This window comes from Pseudoponticoccus marisrubri (assembly GCF_001482405.1).
In the GTDB taxonomy this organism is placed as follows: domain Bacteria; phylum Pseudomonadota; class Alphaproteobacteria; order Rhodobacterales; family Rhodobacteraceae; genus Pseudoponticoccus; species Pseudoponticoccus marisrubri.
In genome coordinates this window covers 245055-259531 of the sequence record NZ_LPXO01000006.1, presented here as the reverse complement: position 1 = coordinate 259531, position 14477 = coordinate 245055, and the positions used below count along the sequence as shown (strand labels likewise).

The window sequence follows — 14477 nt, the reverse complement described above, 5'->3', positions numbered from 1 at the left end:
CTGCAAACCCGGACAGACTATCGTCGTCCCGCGTCATCCGAAGCGGAAATTGTCGCCCAGGTAGACGCGGCGCACGTTCTCGTTCTGGACCACGTCCTGGGGCGTGCCCGACATCAGCACGCGCCCGTCATGCAGGATATAGGCGCGGTCCACGATCTCGAGCGTTTCGCGCACGTTGTGGTCGGTGATCAGCACGCCGATCCCGCGGGTCTTGAGATCCGCGACCAGGTGGCGGATGTCGCCCACGCTGATCGGGTCGACCCCGGCAAAGGGTTCGTCCAGCAGCAGGTATTTGGGATCCGCGGCCAGGCAGCGGGCGATCTCGACTCGGCGACGCTCGCCCCCCGACAGGGCCAGCGCCGGGGCGCGGCGCAGATGCTCGATCGAGAATTCGCCCAGCAACTCCTCGAGCCGTTCGCGCCGGCGGTGGCTGTCACGCTCGGCAATGTCCAGCACGGCCGAGATATTGTCCTCGACGCTCATGCCGCGAAAGATCGACATCTCCTGCGGCAGGTAGCCGATGCCCAGACGCGCGCGGCGATACATCGGCAGGTAGGTCGCGTCGCGCCCGTCGATCAGCACCTGCCCGCCCTCGGGGTTCACCAGCCCGGCGATCGCGTAGAAGGATGTGGTCTTGCCCGAGCCGTTGGGGCCCAGAAGCGCCACGACCTCTCCCCGGTCGAGCCGCATGGTCACGTCGCGGATCACAACGCGCTTGCGATAGCTCTTGCGCAGGTGGTTGACCCGCAACCCGCTGTCGCCTTCGGTCACGGTCAGGTCCGGGCGGGCCATCTAGTTGTCCCCGCCCTGCTGCAACACCGTGCGCACGCGCCCGGCCAGCTGCGCCGTTCCGTCATCGAGATTGACCGTCATCTGCTCGGAGGTGAGCGCGTTGGGCCCCTGCGTCAAGAGCACGTTGCCGCGCATCACGACCTGTCCCTGCTCGATCATGTAATCGGCGCGCTCGGCCTCGGCCGCCTCTTCGCCGCTGACCAGCGTGACGCCGCCCGTGGCCTCCAGCCGCTCGATACGCCCGGCCTCCTGGGCGTAGACGACCAGCACGCGCGGCGCGGCCAGCCGCATCTCGCCCTGCGCGATAATGACATTCCCGGTATAGAGCGCCGTGCCGTCCGACTGGTTGACCGACAGCGCATCGGCGGTCACCTCGACCGGGGCGCTGGTGTCCTGTTGCAGGCTGCCAAAGGCGACCTGTGCCTGCGCGGCGGCCAGCGCGGGCAGCCCGGCCAGCGCCAGGGTGATGAGAATGGGGCGGATCATGGGGCAGCATCCTTTTCCTTGCGGGGCTGATACACCATTTTCACGCCGTCGGTGAACAGCATTTGCACATCTTCTCCGCTCTCTGACGGGACAATGCGCATTTTCCCCGCCTCAAGCGTGCCCGCGGGCCCTTCGCCGGCGACGGGGCCTTCGCTTTCCGCCTCGACCGCGTCCAGCCCGGTGATCAGCACGTCGGTGGTCAGGGTGTAGCCGTTGGAACTGGCGACCTGAACACCGCCTTCCAGCCGGGCGCGCCGGTCCTCGTCACGCAACGTGGCCGAGCCGGCATCGAGGCGGATCTCGCTGCCATCGGCCAGTTGCAGCCGTGCCTCCAGCGTTTCGGCAAGAATCCGGCCCGCGCCCTCGGGGCGGGCGGATCGCGCGGTCATGGTCAGGATGTCACCGCGCGCGGTGGTGCCCGCATAATAGGGGGCGGTGACATTCTCGCGCTCGATCTCGCCCTGTTCCAAAGCATCGGCAAAGGGCACGCTGCTGACCGGGTCGGCGCTGCGCGACAGCAGGAAGATCGTCGAGAGCAATGCCAGCGCCACCAGCGGAAGCAGGATCTTCAGCCATGCGATGACCTGCGAATACCATCCGTCGGCCCGCGCCATGGCTCATCCCCGCTCAGGCATGCGCGAAGATGTCGGTGTCCGGCCAGCCCTCGAGGTCCAGCAGGGCACGGGCCGGCAGGAAATCGAAACAGGCCTGCGCCAGCGCGGTCCGGCCTTCGCGGGCCAGCTTGACGTCCAGCGCCTCGCGCAATCGATGCAGGTAGAGCACGTCCGACGCGGCATAATCGACCTGCGCATCTGTCAGCGTCTCGGCGCCCCAGTCGCTGGATTGCTGCTGCTTCGAGATGTCGACGCCCAGCAATTCCTGCGTCAGCGCCTTGAGCCCGTGACGGTCGGTATAGGTCCGCACCATGCGGCTCGCGATCTTGGTGCAATAGACCGGCGCGGCCAGCGCACCAAAGGCGTGATACATGGCGGCAATGTCGAAGCGGCCGAAATGGAACAGCTTGAGCACATTCGGATCACCCAGCAGACGTTCGAGGTTGGGCGCGCTGTCCTGCCCCTTCTCGACCTGGACCAGATGCGCGGTCCCGTCGCCGGACGACAGCTGCACGACACAAAGCCGGTCGCGATGGGGGTTGAGCCCCATGGTCTCGCAGTCGATGGCGACGACCGGACCAAGGTCGAGGTCGTCGGGCAGATCCCCCTTGTGCACTTGATGGCTCACGGTGCGGCCTTTCCCCCAGCGTCGTTTGTCTTGGCACATATCCCCGCCATGCCCGGCTTTCAACTGCACGCCCCGGGGCCGGTTTGCCCCAATTCGCCCCGCGCCGCCCGAATCCGGGCGGGATTCGGGCAGAATGCGGCGCCAAAAGGGCCATTGCAGGACGCGATTCGGACGGCGGGATACACGTCAATCCCCGCACTGTAACATTTCGTGAGGCTTTTTAGTCGTCTCTGGATTGTCGGCGACAATTGGCCGGATTCGGCCATTTCCCGCGCATCACGGCGCGGCGGCCCTCCGGAAACCGCGGGCTCGGCAGGGATCCGCGCAATGTTCCGCGTCTCGTATTGTTTCCGCTGTCACGCGAAACCGGAACGGTTGTGCGCCAGATCGGCCGATTTACGCGGCCAGCTCCGTGCGTCACGCGACGAATGTTTCGCATTCCGGCGCAGTGTACAGTGACAGCAAAGGTGTATTGTTTCCTGATCTTTTCCGGTCGGGCGGGCTGAACAGGTGCCCGAATTCGCGCCGCTGGAGGTGACGCCAATCAGCATCACACCCACATTGGGCGTTCACGACTCAACCCTCTGTTATACAGTAACTTTTCACTCTCAGGTTGTGACCGTTTCCAAGCGTTGACGCATAGCCGCGTCGCCGGCATAAACATTCGCATCGAGCAATTTGAACAAAATTCGGTCCAAATTTGCTTCAACGGCACTGGGGGGTTGGTGCTTCCACCTGGGAGTAAACGGTACGTAAGTCTGCTGCGATCTGAACTGAGCCATTCACGGTGACATAGCGGGGCCTCTGCCCGACCGGCTTGCCCATCGCCCCCGGCGGTGGACCGGCGGAGCTTTGTCCCACCGCTTCGGATCCTCCGATCTTGCTGACCCGAGCACCCGTCAACGCATGACTTGGGAGGTCATCTTGACACTGCAACTTCGCCCGCCGCTGCCAACGGCGCGAATCGAAACGCTGATCGACGAAGCCGTCTTCGCCGAAGACCGCCCGGTCCTGTATCGCGACGTGGCCAAGCGCCTGCTGGATATCGCGCTGGTCTTGGTCGCCGCCCTGCCCATACTGATCGTCACGGCGGTTTTCGCCCTGCTGATCGCGCGGGACGGCAAATCGCCCTTCTATGTCCAGAAACGCGTCGGTCGGAACGGGCGCATCTTCGACATGTACAAGCTGCGCAGCATGGTGCCCGATGCCGAGGCGCGCCTGCAGGCCTACCTCGCCGACCACCCCGCCGCCCGGGCCGAGTGGGACCGCGACCAGAAGCTGCGCTTCGATCCGCGCATCACCCGGATCGGAATGCTGATCCGCAAGACGTCGGTCGACGAGCTGCCGCAGCTTTGGAACGTGCTCATCGGGGACATGTCGCTGGTCGGCCCACGGCCGATGATGCCCTGCCAGAAAGAGATCTATCCCGGCACCGCCTATTACGCGCTGCGCCCGGGCATCACCGGCACCTGGCAGGTGTCGGTCCGCAATGAATCCTCGTTCTCGCAGCGGGCCATGTTCGACACCGACTATCTGCGCACCCTGTCGCTGGCCACCGATCTGCGGGTGCTGGCAGAGACGGTGCGGGTCGTGCTGCACGGCACCGGGCGTTGAGCAGCGCGCCAGAGGCGGATCCTCCACAGCTCGAAAGGTTCGACCACCTGGTCCTGACCGTGGCGGATATAGAGACCACCTGCGCCTTCTATGCGCGGGTGCTCGGCATGTCCGTTCTGCACTTTACCGCCGCCGATGGCAGCACGCGGCGGGCGCTGCGGTTCGGCGACCAGAAGATCAACCTGCACCAAGCGGGGCGGGAGTTCGACCCCAAGGCCCGCGATCCGCGGCCCGGGTCGGCCGATCTGTGTTTCCTCTCCGCGACGCCGATCGAGGCGTGGATGGATCACTTGTCCGGGCAGTCCGTCCCAGTCGAAGAGGGGCCGGTCGGGCGCAGCGGTGCCACCGGGCCGATCCGGTCGATCTACCTGCGCGACCCGGATGGCAACCTGATCGAGATTGCGAACTCGGCCTAGGTCACGCCACCGGCGGCGCCTGCACCAATCCCTGCCCCACGTCGATCACCGACGGCGCGCCGGCCAGCCCGTCGCGCGTGGCAGAGGCCAGCAGCCGAGCCGCGACATGACGCGCATCCGTGGGTTGACCGGTGGCACGGAGGGCAGCCACCCAGAGCCCTGCGACCCCCAGCGCATGCGCCATCGCGGCCGAGCTGCTGTGCATGCTCCGCAGCCCGCCCCCCGGCTCGGCCGAGCGCACGTCGACCCCGGGCGCGACCAGTTCCGGCCCGCAATTCGAGAAGGGCGCGGGGCACAGGCCTTGCGGCCCCGGCGCCAGCGCCCCCACCGACAGTACGTTGCGCGCCGCCGCGGGCGAGGAGGGGCCGGTCTCGAACTCCGGCGAGATCGTGCGCCGGCAGTCATTGCCGACCGCGCCCAGGATCAGCGGCGGACGGTCCTGCATCTGCAGCAACGTCTCGAAGATGCGCAGATTGCCGCGATAGGCATGGATCGCCGCGGCATTGGCGAGGCTGATCGGATAGTCGGCCTCGACCAGGTCCTCGACCAGCCGCCCGATATCGAAAGCCAGCGCAAAGCCGATCACATCCACGCGCCGCGCCAGTGCAAAGAGCATGGCCTGCAGGAACCCCTGCGAGTCGCCCCGGCCGGTATCGCTGACCGCCTTGCCGACGACCAGCCGGTCGACCCCGGGCGCCACGCCGATCCGTTCCCCCGCCACGTCGCGCCCCAGCGCCGTGCCGGCCAGGTGGGTGCCGTGGCCATTGGCATCCTCGATCCCGCTGCCCGCGAAGTCCCGTGGCTCGATCCTCAGCCCGGCAAAGGCCGGGTGGCCCGCGTCAATCCCCGTATCCAGCAGGGCAAGCGCAGCACCGGCCCCGCCCGCGCCATGCGGGCGCGCGCCCACCGCGTCGATGCCCCAGCCCGCGACGCCATCGTCGGCGCGCAGCTCGTCCAGCGGCTCGGGCCCGATGATGCGGGTGGGGATGACGGGGCTGACCACAAGGAAATTCGGCGCGCGCGCCGCCTCGCGCAGCTCGGCCGGGGTGAAATCATGCGCGTCGATCACGGGCGCGGCGAGGGCATCCGGGGCGATCCGGGCGCATTTCGCCTCGAGCGGGATCTCGGGCCTGCGCCACGCGCCGGCCGTATCGCGCAGCACGATATAGCGGGTCATCAGATCGGCTCCGGCACGGGTCCTCGTGCCGGCAGCCTATCCCGCACGCCCCGGCCCGCGATAGGGCGGGGGCGTGAATAGCGCGTAAGGCCGCCGTTAAATCAGGCCCTTCTGGCGGAAAAGCGCCTGCAGGTTGGCCTCGGGGCGCGGGCCCATGTGGCTGATCACCTCCGAAGCCGCAACGCAGCCCATCTCGCCGGCGGTCTTCATGTCGGCCCCGGTGGCCAGCCCGTAGAGGAAGCCTGCGGCGAACTGGTCCCCGGCGCCCGTGGCATCGACCGGCACGATCTTGGTGACGGGAATGTCGGTGCGCCTGCCCTCGTGCAGGATGGTCACCCCGTCGCCCGACCGGGTGCAGACCACCAGCGGGCAGATCGAAGAGACCGCTGCAAGATCGGCGTCGAGGTCGTCATTCTGGTAGAGCGAGCGGATCTCGGCCTCGTTGCCGATCACGTAATCCATCTCGTCCTCGATCAGGCGCAGGAAATCGGCGCGGTGGCGTTCCACGCAGAACGGGTCCGAGATCGCGATCCCGGCCTTGCCCCCGGCCGCCCGGCAGGTGCGGGCCGCGCGCAGGAAGGCGTCCTTTCCCTTGTCCTTGTCAAAAAGATAGCCTTCGAGGAACACGATCTCGGCTGCGCTGGCCACGTCCTCGGCCACGTCGTCGGGGCCCAGCTCGGCCGAGATGCCCAGATAGGTGTTCATCGACCGCTCGCCATCGGGCGAGACGAAGATCATCGAGCGCGAGGTCGGCAGCTCGCCCCCCGGCACGGGCGGGTTGACGAAATCCGTGCCGTCCTTGGCCATGGCGTCGGCATAGAAACGGCCCAGCGCGTCGTCATGCACCCGCCCGATGAAGGCGGTTGGCAGGCCGAGGCTGCCCAGCCCGGCCAGCGTGTTGGCGACCGATCCCCCGGGGGCCTGCACGCGGTTCTCCATCGCGCCGTAAAGCGTCTCGGCGCGCTCGCGCTCGATCAGCTGCATGATGCCCTTCTCGATCCCCATGTGAACGAGGAAGGTATCCTCGGCCCGCGACAGCACGTCCACGATGGCATTGCCGATGCCGACAACCTTGTATCTCTTCATTCCGTCTTTTCCTCGAACCGGCACAGATCGGCGATCAGGCAGGCCTTGCATTTGGGTTTGCGCGCCACGCAGGTATAGCGCCCGTGCAGGATCAGCCAGTGATGCGCGTGGCGCTGGAAATCCACCGGCACGTGATCCTCGATGGCGCGCTCGGTGGCGACCACGTCCTTGCCGGGGCAGATCCCGGTGCGGTTGCCGACGCGAAAGATATGGGTGTCCACCGCCTGCGCGGGATGGCCCCACCACATGTTCAGCACCACGTTGGCGGTCTTGCGCCCGACGCCGGGCAGGCTTTCCAGCGCGGCGCGCGAACAGGGCACCTCGCCGCCATAGTGCTCGACCAGCATGCGGCTCAGCTTGATGACATTCTTCGCCTTGTTGCGGTAGAGCCCGATGGTCTTGATGTACTCGGTCACGCCCTCTTCGCCGAGTTCCAGCATCTTCTGCGGCGTGTCGGCCACGGCAAAGAGCCGTTCTGTCGCCTTGTTCACCCCGGCATCGGTGGCCTGTGCCGACAACGCGACGGCCACGACCAGCGTGTAGGCGTTGACATGGTTCAGCTCGCCCTTCGGTTCGGGCTCGACCGACTGGAAGCGGGTGAAGATCTCGCGCAGGGTGTGATAGTCGAGCTGCTTGGCCATGGCCTGTCATGCAACGCCCGCCCGGTCCCCGCAAGCCCGCGACAGGCCCGGCGCCGGGGAAATCGCGCGCTTGCGCGGCTTGCGCAACATCCGGGTCGCGGCGCAGGGCGGCGCCCGGTAGATTGGCGCGGCAACCGGAGAGACGCCATGCCCAGGGACGACACGCAAAGCTATCACTACCACGTCATGGCCCGCGCCATCGCGGCGGTGGACAGGCTGGGCCCGCAGGCCACGCTGGACGAGATCGCGGCCGAGATGGGCATGAGCGCGGCGCATTTCCAGCGCCTGTTCAGCCAGTGGGCCGGCGTCTCGCCCAAGCGCTACCAGCAATACCTGACGCTGAGCCATGCCAAGGCGCTGCTGGCGCAGCGCTTCACCACGCTGGAGACCGCGCATGCCACGGGCCTGTCGGGCGGCGGGCGGTTGCATGACCTGTTCCTGCGCTGGGAGGCGATGAGCCCCGGCGCCTTCGCGCGGCAGGGCGCGGGGCTGACCATCCGCTGGGGCTGGTTCGACAGCCCCTTCGGCCCGGCGCTGGTCATGGGCACCGACAAGGGCATCTGCGGCATCGCCTTCGCGGCGGACACAACCGAGGAAGAGGCGATGCAGGACCTCGCCGGCCGCTGGCCGGGGGCGCATTTCACCGAGGATCCCGAACCGCTGCGCCCCTGGGTGCAGGCCGCCTTTGGCGCGCGGCAGGACGGGCCGGTGCCGCTGTTCCTGATCGGGGCGCCGTTCCAGATCAAGGTCTGGGAGGCGCTGATGCAAATCCCCTCGGGCCACGTGACCACCTATTCCGAGATCGCGCAGGCCATCGACCACCCCCGCGCGGTGCGCGCCGTGGGTACGGCGGTGGGGCGCAACCCGATCAGCTACCTGATCCCCTGCCACCGCGCGCTGCGCAAGTCGGGGGGGCTGGGCGGCTATCACTGGGGTCTGCCCGTCAAGCGTGCGATCCTGGCCTGGGAGTCGGCCCGGCTGGAGGCCTGAGCGCCACGTCCTGCGACATGTTCCGCGCGGGAACCTCAATGCTTCCACGGCGTTAGTCCCTTGGACGTGGGGCAGGATCGGCGTCTTCCCGCCATGGGCGGGGGCTTGCCGATTTTGCACGTGACGCTGCCCCGGCGCGCGGGCATATGTGGTCCCACAAATCCAATGCCCGCGGAACGGGCGAGACAGACGAGGCGAGAGAGGACATCATGAGCCGAGCACGCAAATCCCTGATCCTGAGCATGGTCGCCGCCCTTGGGCTGGGCGCCTGCACCACCGGCGGCCCCTTCGAGGGCGATCCGAACCAGAAGGCCAAGCAGGGCGCGCTGATCGGCGCAGCCACCGGCGCCGTGGCCGGTCGTCTGGCCGGCGGCAATGACCGGGGCGAGCGCAACCGCGCCACCGTGGCCGGCGCACTGGTCGGTGCCGCGGCGGGTGCCGCCATCGGCAACCAGCTGGACAAGCAGGAAGCCGAGCTGCGCCAGCAGCTGGGGTCGGACACCTCGATCCGCAACACCGGCGACCGCCTGATCGTGACCATGCCGCAGGACATCCTGTTCGCCACCGACAGCGCCGACCTGCGTCCGGGCCTCGTGGGCGACATCCGCGACGTTGCACAGAGCCTGCTGGCCTATCCCAACACCACCGCGCAGGTCGTAGGCCATACCGACAGCGACGGTGACGCGGCCTACAACCTCGACCTGTCGCAGCGCCGTGCGCGCTCGGTCGCCAATGTCATGATCAACGAGGGCGTGCCGTCCTCGCGCCTGCAGATCATCGGCCGTGGCGAGGATGCGCCCATCGCGTCCAACCTGACGCCCGAGGGCAAGGCACAGAACCGCCGGGTCGAGATCGTGATTCTGCCCAACGCCTGACGTTCCGCGCATCCGCGCACAGAACCTGATGCAGCGCCGCGGCTTGCCGCGGCGCTGTTGCGTTGTAGCTGATGGGCAAACCGATCAGGAGACCCCGACATGAGCGATCTGACCCTCTTGGGCATCTGCGGCGCGCTGCGCGCCGCCTCGACCAACCGGCTGCTGATGATGGAGGCCGTGCGGCGCTTCGGCCCGGCCGATTTCATCGATGCCGATATCCGCTTTCCGCTATTTGATCAGGATCTGGAGGACGATCCCGGCATCCCGGGGCCGGTCACGACGCTGGCCCGCCAGATCGCAAAGGCCGATGCCGTCGTGATCGCCACGCCGGAATACAACAAGGGCATTCCCGGCGTGCTCAAGAACGCGCTGGACTGGATCAGCCGGACCGAGGGCAACCCGTGGCGCGACAAGCCCGTCGCGCTGGTCTCGGCCGCGGCCGGGCGGGCCGGGGGCGAGCGGTCGCAGAACATGGCGCGGCTCTGCCTCAACCCGTTCCGCCCCCGCCTGCTGCCCGGGCCCGAGGTCTTCATCGGCCAGACTGGGCAGCAATGGGACGCGGATGGCCGGCTGACCAACGAGCGCAGCGCCAAGCTGCTGGACGAGCTGATGGGCGACCTGCGCAGCATCGCCGAGGCCGCCCGCGCGCGAGGCTAGTGCGCCTCGGCCCAGTTGGCGCCCTGTCCCGCATCCACCACCAGTGGCACGTCGAGATGCACCACCGGGGCAGCGGCGCCTTCCATGACCTCCTTGGCGGTGCCGATCAGGTCATCCACGGCGCCGCTCTCGACCTCGAACAGCAATTCGTCATGCACCTGCAGCAGCATCTTGGCGGGCAGGTCGGCGATGGCACCGGGCATGCGCACCATGGCGCGGCGGATGATGTCGGCGGCGGTGCCCTGGATCGGCGCGTTGATCGCGGCGCGCCGGGCAAAACCCGCCCGCGGGCCCTTGGCCGAGATCTCGGGCGTGTGGATCTGCCGTCCGAACAGCGTCTCGACCCGCTTGTGCTCCTTGGCGAAGGCGATCGTGTCGTCCATGTAGGTCTTGATGCCGGGGAAGCGCTCGAAATACCGGTCGATGAAGCCCTGCGCCTCGGCCCGCGGAATGCGCAGGTTGCGCGCCAGGCCGAAGCCCGAGATGCCGTAGATCACCCCGAAATTGATTGCCTTGGCTTGCCGGCGGATGTCGGATGTCATCTCGTCCAGCGGCACGTTGAACATCTCGGACGCGGTCATGGCGTGGATGTCATGGCCCTGCCGGAATGCGTCCTTGAGCGCGGGCAGGTCGGCCATCTGTGCCAGGATGCGCAGCTCGATCTGTGAATAGTCAAGGCTGACGAGCACCTTGCCCTCTTCGGCGACAAAGGCCTCGCGGATGCGGCGCCCCTCTTCGCTGCGCACCGGGATGTTCTGCAGGTTGGGATCGTTCGAGGCGAGCCGCCCGGTATTGGCCCCCGCGATGCTGTAGGAGGTATGCACCCGCCCGGTCTCGGGGTTGATATGCTCCTGCAGCGCATCGGTGTAAGTCGATTTCAGCTTGGAGACCTGCCGCCAGTCCAGCACCCGCGCCGGCAGGTCATGCTCGGTGGCGAGGTCTTCGAGGATGTCGGCCCCGGTGGCATAGGCGCCGGTCTTGCCCTTCTTGCCACCCTCGAGCCCCATCTTGTCGAACAGGATCTCGCCCAGCTGCTTGGGACTGCCGACGTTGAAGCTCTCGCCGGCCAGTTCGTGGATCTCTTCCTCCAGCTGCGCCATCTTCTGGGCAAAGGCACCGGACATGCGCGACAGCGTATCGCGATCCACCTTGATGCCGGTGCGTTCCATCTGCGCCAGGACCGGAACCAGCGGGCGCTCCAGCCCCTCGTAGACGCGGGTCACCCGGGCCTTGTGCAGCTGCGGCTTGAAGGTCTTCCACAGGCGCAGCGTGATGTCGGCATCCTCGGCGGCGTATTTCACCGCGTCGGCGATGGGCACCCGGTCGAAGGTGATCATCTTCTTGCCCGAGCCCAGCAGCTCCTTGATCGGGATCGGGCTGTGCGACAGGTAGCGCTCGGACAGCGTGTCCATGCCGTGCCCGTGCTGACCGGCATTCATCGCGTAGGACATCAGCATCGTGTCGTCGATCGGCGCGATGGCGATGCCGTAGCGCGCAAACACCTTGGCATCGTATTTCATGTTCTGGCCGATCTTCATCACGGCCGGATCCTCCAGCAGCGGGCGCAGCGCGTCCAGCGCCGTCTCCAGCCCGATCTGCCCCTCGGCCAGGTCGTCGCCGCCGAAGAGGTCGTCGGAGCCCGAAGCCTTGTGGATCAGCGGCACGTAGCAGGCCTTGCCCGGCTCGATGGCCAGCGAGATACCCACGAGGTCGCAGGTCATCTCGTTCAGCCCCGTCGTCTCGGTATCCACCGCGACCCAGCCGCGCTCATGGGCCTGCGTGATCCAGCGCTCCAGCGCGTCCATGTCGCGCACCCATTCATAAGCCTCGGGGTCGATGGCGGGCCAGTCGGGCGCGGCCTCGGAGGGATTGGCGCCGTCGGGCGTGGTGTCAGGGATGACCGGCGCCTCGACCCCCATCTTCTCGGAAATCCGTTTGGTCAGCGTGCGGAACTCCATCTCGGTCAGAAAGCCCAGCAGCGTCTCGGGATCGGGGTCGCGCACTTCCAGATCGTCCAGCGTGAAGGGCAGCTCCATCCCGTGATCCAGCTGCACCAGCTTCTTTGACAGCTCGATCTGGTCGCGTTTCTCGATCAGCGTCTGGCGGCGCTTGGGCTGCTTGATCTCCTCGGCACGGTCCAGCAGCTCTTCGAGCGAGCCGAACTCGTTGATCAGCAGCGCCGCGGTCTTGATGCCGATCCCGGGCGCGCCGGGCACGTTGTCGACCGAATCGCCGGCCAGTGCCTGCACGTCGACCACGCGGTCGGGCGCCACGCCGAACTTCTCCATCACGCCCTCGCGGTCGATGCGCTTGTTCTTCATCGGGTCCAGCATCTCGACGCCGTCGCCCACCAGCTGCATCAGGTCCTTGTCCGAGGACAGCAGCGTCACCCGCCCGCCGGCCTCGCGCGCCTGGCAGGCCAGCGTCGCCATGATATCGTCGGCCTCAAAGCCCTCGATCTCCTTGCAGGCGATGTTGAAGGCCTCGGTGGCGCGGCGGGTCAGCGGGATCTGCGGGCGCAGATCCTCGGGCATCTCGTCCCGATTGGCCTTGTACTGGTCGTAGAGATCGTTGCGGAACGTGTGGCTGCCCTTGTCGAAGACCACCGCCACATGGGTCGGCGCGTCGGGCCCGGTGTTCCCCTCGACATAGCGTTGCAGCATGTTGCAGAAGCCCGAGACGGCGCCGATGGGCAGACCGTCGGACTTGCGCGACAGCGGCGGCAGCGCGTGGAACGCGCGAAAGATATAGGCCGATCCGTCGATCAGATGCAGATGACACCCCTTGCCGAAGGCCATGGCGCACTCCCTTGTTGCTGACCGTTCCGGTTCTGACACGATGTTGCGCCGGCTTCCAGCGCGACGCGCGCCGCTATCGCGGCGTTCCGGGGAATCGGGACGCGTGCTAGGCTGCGTCGCACGTTTCCAGTGAAAGGATGTCCCGATGGCGCAGATGCTCGTGCATGTCCATACCGGCCCCGAAAACCCCACCAAGGCCGCGCTTGGCCTGCTGGTCGCGCTGACCGGCTTGCGCGAGGGGCATGCCGTCACGCTGTTCCTGGCCGGTGACGCGGTGCACCTGCTGTCGCCCGATCACGCCGATGTGACCGGCACGGGCACCGGGCGGGTGGGTGATCACCTGGCCGGCCTGAAGGAGGCCGGAGCCAGTTTCCTGCTGTCGGGCATGTCGGCCAAGGCGCGCGGCTATGATGACACCCTGCTGGCGGGGTATGACGCACGCTTCGCCATGCCGGACGCGTTGGTCGCGCAGGCGGTCTCGGCCGATACGGTGCTGTGTTACTGACAGCTCAGACCTTGCCCTCGAAATCGCGATGCACGTATTTGGCATCGCAATAGGGGCATTCGACCCAGCCGGTCTCGAGCGGGATCTGCAGCCAGACGCGGGGGTGGCCAAGCGCGCCTTCGCCCCCGTCGCAGGCGATCCGGTAACTGTCGACGATCTTGGTCTCGGGCGCGTCGGTGGCCATGGCAGTCGGTTCCCTTTCTGCACGCATCGGTCTATCTGCGTTATGACCAAAGCAAAGGCAGGGGGCAAGCATTTGGCGGATGCGGCAATTTCCATCACCGGGCTGACCAAGACATATTCCGGCGGTAAGCAGGCGCTGCGCGGCATCGACCTGGACGTGCCGGCCGGGTCGGTCTTCGGCCTGCTGGGGCCCAACGGGGCCGGCAAGTCGACCCTGATCAACATCCTGGCCGGGCTGGTGATCAAGAGCGCGGGGCAGGTGTCGATCTGGGGCTGGGACCAGGATCGCAACCCCCGCCAAAGCCGTGCGGCCATCGGCGTGATGCCGCAGGAACTGAACCTCGACCCGTTCTTCACCCCGCGCGGCGCGCTGGAGGTGCAGGCGGGGCTCTACGGCGTGCCCAAGGCGCAGCGCCGCTCGGACGAGATCCTCGAGATGGTGGGGCTGGCCGACAAGGCCGAGGCCTATGCCCGCACGCTGTCGGGCGGCATGCGCCGGCGCCTGCTTCTGGCCAAGGCGCTGGTGCATCACCCGCAGGTGCTGGTGCTGGACGAGCCCACGGCCGGCGTCGATATCGAGCTGCGCCGCATGCTGTGGGACAATGTCCGCATGCTGAACCGCGAGCGCGGCATGACGATCATCCTGACCACGCATTACCTCGAGGAGGCCGAGGAAATGTGCGACGAGATCGCCATCATCAACCACGGCACGCTGGTGGCGCAGGATTCGACCACCAACCTGCTGGGCCAGCTGGATGCCAAGACCATGGTGATCCAGCCGCAGGACCGCCCGGCCACCCTGCCGCAGGCGCCGGGGATCGAGGTCGAGCAGCGTGCGGACGGCACGCTGGCGCTCAGCTACAACGCCTCCGAGATCCCGGCCGCCGCGGTGCTGGACGCGGTGCGCGAGGCGGGCGTGGTGATCCGCGACGTGCGCACCGAACAGGCCGACCTGGAGGATGTCTTCCTGTCGCTGACCCGCGAGAGCGCCTGAGCGTTCGTCTTCTTGATAGGG

The 14477-nt window shown here is 67.3% G+C and carries 16 protein-coding genes; 7 read left to right on the top strand and 9 right to left on the bottom strand.

Features of this window, described 5'->3' with window-relative positions:
* Positions 1–33: 33 nt before the first annotated feature.
* From lptB to AVJ23_RS12350, 4 genes are read right to left on the bottom strand one after another with little or no spacing between them, the layout of a single operon-like run.
* Entirely contained in the window at positions 34–792 is a 759-nt protein-coding gene (gene lptB / locus AVJ23_RS12365) for an LPS export ABC transporter ATP-binding protein (protein WP_058862497.1), read from the bottom strand.
* Positions 793–1278: a lipopolysaccharide transport periplasmic protein LptA gene (lptA, locus tag AVJ23_RS12360; RefSeq protein WP_058862496.1), complete on the bottom strand. Its 486-nt coding sequence runs from the start codon at positions 1276–1278 to the stop codon at positions 793–795.
* Positions 1275–1892, bottom strand: a complete 618-nt coding sequence (gene lptC / locus AVJ23_RS12355) for an LPS export ABC transporter periplasmic protein LptC (protein WP_058862495.1) — start codon at positions 1890–1892, stop codon at positions 1275–1277. The genes lptA and lptC overlap by 4 nt, the downstream gene beginning before the upstream one ends.
* 13 nt (positions 1893–1905) lie before the next feature.
* Positions 1906–2559 (bottom strand): ribonuclease D, encoded by a 654-nt coding sequence (locus tag AVJ23_RS12350; protein ID WP_437176754.1) that lies wholly within the window; start codon positions 2557–2559, stop codon positions 1906–1908.
* An 885-nt stretch (positions 2560–3444) separates the two neighbouring features.
* On the opposite strand from AVJ23_RS12350, the gene AVJ23_RS12345 reads away from it, so the two are divergent.
* Both AVJ23_RS12345 and AVJ23_RS12340 read left to right on the top strand, forming a co-directional pair.
* Positions 3445–4134, top strand: coding sequence for a sugar transferase (locus tag AVJ23_RS12345; RefSeq protein ID WP_058862493.1), 690 nt, complete (start codon positions 3445–3447; stop codon positions 4132–4134).
* On the top strand, positions 4131–4550 hold the full coding sequence (locus AVJ23_RS12340) for a VOC family protein (RefSeq protein WP_058862492.1): 420 nt from the start codon (positions 4131–4133) through the stop codon (positions 4548–4550). The genes AVJ23_RS12345 and AVJ23_RS12340 overlap by 4 nt, the downstream gene beginning before the upstream one ends.
* Position 4551: 1 nt before the next feature.
* Here the strand turns inward: AVJ23_RS12340 and AVJ23_RS12335 are convergent, their stop codons facing one another.
* The 3 genes from AVJ23_RS12335 to nth form a co-directional block, all read right to left on the bottom strand.
* On the bottom strand, positions 4552–5727 hold the full coding sequence (locus tag AVJ23_RS12335) for a S8 family serine peptidase (protein ID WP_058862491.1): 1176 nt from the start codon (positions 5725–5727) through the stop codon (positions 4552–4554).
* 96 nt (positions 5728–5823) lie between these two features.
* On the bottom strand, positions 5824–6813 hold the full coding sequence (locus tag AVJ23_RS12330) for an adenosine kinase (RefSeq protein WP_058862490.1): 990 nt from the start codon (positions 6811–6813) through the stop codon (positions 5824–5826).
* Positions 6810–7454: an endonuclease III gene (gene nth / locus AVJ23_RS12325; RefSeq protein WP_058862489.1), complete on the bottom strand. Its 645-nt coding sequence runs from the start codon at positions 7452–7454 to the stop codon at positions 6810–6812. Before nth ends, AVJ23_RS12330 begins: the two co-directional genes overlap by 4 nt.
* A 147-nt stretch (positions 7455–7601) precedes the next feature.
* On the opposite strand from nth, the gene AVJ23_RS12320 reads away from it, so the two are divergent.
* The 3 genes from AVJ23_RS12320 (at position 7602) to AVJ23_RS12310 (ending at position 9976) form a co-directional block, all read left to right on the top strand.
* Entirely contained in the window at positions 7602–8444 is an 843-nt protein-coding gene (locus AVJ23_RS12320; protein ID WP_058862488.1) for a methylated-DNA--[protein]-cysteine S-methyltransferase, read from the top strand.
* A gap of 209 nt (positions 8445–8653) precedes the next feature.
* Positions 8654–9319 (top strand): YiaD family glycine zipper/OmpA-like lipoprotein, encoded by a 666-nt coding sequence (locus tag AVJ23_RS12315; protein ID WP_058862487.1) that lies wholly within the window; start codon positions 8654–8656, stop codon positions 9317–9319.
* Positions 9320–9418: 99 nt separating this feature from the next.
* Positions 9419–9976 carry an NADPH-dependent FMN reductase gene (locus AVJ23_RS12310; protein WP_058862486.1) on the top strand — a complete coding sequence of 186 codons (558 nt, stop codon included), beginning with the start codon at positions 9419–9421 and terminating at the stop codon, positions 9974–9976.
* Here the strand turns inward: AVJ23_RS12310 and polA are convergent.
* Positions 9973–12774: a DNA polymerase I gene (polA, locus tag AVJ23_RS12305; RefSeq protein WP_058862485.1), complete on the bottom strand. Its 2802-nt coding sequence runs from the start codon at positions 12772–12774 to the stop codon at positions 9973–9975. The genes AVJ23_RS12310 and polA overlap by 4 nt on opposite strands.
* Positions 12775–12919: 145 nt before the next feature.
* Here polA and AVJ23_RS12300 point away from each other — a divergent pair, with 145 nt between their 5' ends.
* Positions 12920–13279, top strand: a complete 360-nt coding sequence (locus AVJ23_RS12300; protein ID WP_058862484.1) for a DsrE family protein — start codon at positions 12920–12922, stop codon at positions 13277–13279.
* Between the two features lie 4 nt (positions 13280–13283).
* On the opposite strand, the gene AVJ23_RS12295 is transcribed toward AVJ23_RS12300, so the two are convergent.
* Positions 13284–13463 (bottom strand): zinc-finger domain-containing protein, encoded by a 180-nt coding sequence (locus tag AVJ23_RS12295; protein WP_058862483.1) that lies wholly within the window; start codon positions 13461–13463, stop codon positions 13284–13286.
* Between the two features lie 42 nt (positions 13464–13505).
* Here AVJ23_RS12295 and AVJ23_RS12290 point away from each other — a divergent pair, with 42 nt between their 5' ends.
* A complete protein-coding gene (locus tag AVJ23_RS12290; RefSeq protein ID WP_058862482.1) occupies positions 13506–14456 on the top strand; it encodes an ABC transporter ATP-binding protein in 951 nt (316 codons plus the stop codon).
* The last annotated feature ends 21 nt before the right edge of the window (positions 14457–14477 follow it).

Bases quoted from the DNA above. Each gene is read 5' to 3' on its own strand.
- AVJ23_RS12335 (WP_058862491.1), bottom strand. From the start codon at position 5,727: ATGACCCGCTATATCGTGCTGCGCGATACGGCCGGCGCGTGGCGCAGG.
- AVJ23_RS12310 (WP_058862486.1), top strand. From the start codon at position 9,419: ATGAGCGATCTGACCCTCTTGGGCATCTGCGGCGCGCTGCGCGCCGCC.
- AVJ23_RS12290 (WP_058862482.1), top strand. From the start codon at position 13,506: ATGACCAAAGCAAAGGCAGGGGGCAAGCATTTGGCGGATGCGGCAATT.
- AVJ23_RS12320 (WP_058862488.1), top strand. From the start codon at position 7,602: ATGCCCAGGGACGACACGCAAAGCTATCACTACCACGTCATGGCCCGC.
- AVJ23_RS12350 (WP_437176754.1), bottom strand. From the start codon at position 2,559: ATGTGCCAAGACAAACGACGCTGGGGGAAAGGCCGCACCGTGAGCCAT.
- AVJ23_RS12300 (WP_058862484.1), top strand. From the start codon at position 12,920: ATGGCGCAGATGCTCGTGCATGTCCATACCGGCCCCGAAAACCCCACC.
- lptA (WP_058862496.1), bottom strand. From the start codon at position 1,278: ATGATCCGCCCCATTCTCATCACCCTGGCGCTGGCCGGGCTGCCCGCG.
- AVJ23_RS12330 (WP_058862490.1), bottom strand. From the start codon at position 6,813: ATGAAGAGATACAAGGTTGTCGGCATCGGCAATGCCATCGTGGACGTG.
- lptB (WP_058862497.1), bottom strand. From the start codon at position 792: ATGGCCCGCCCGGACCTGACCGTGACCGAAGGCGACAGCGGGTTGCGG.
- polA (WP_058862485.1), bottom strand. From the start codon at position 12,774: ATGGCCTTCGGCAAGGGGTGTCATCTGCATCTGATCGACGGATCGGCC.
- AVJ23_RS12295 (WP_058862483.1), bottom strand. From the start codon at position 13,463: ATGGCCACCGACGCGCCCGAGACCAAGATCGTCGACAGTTACCGGATC.
- nth (WP_058862489.1), bottom strand. From the start codon at position 7,454: ATGGCCAAGCAGCTCGACTATCACACCCTGCGCGAGATCTTCACCCGC.
- lptC (WP_058862495.1), bottom strand. From the start codon at position 1,892: ATGGCGCGGGCCGACGGATGGTATTCGCAGGTCATCGCATGGCTGAAG.
- AVJ23_RS12315 (WP_058862487.1), top strand. From the start codon at position 8,654: ATGAGCCGAGCACGCAAATCCCTGATCCTGAGCATGGTCGCCGCCCTT.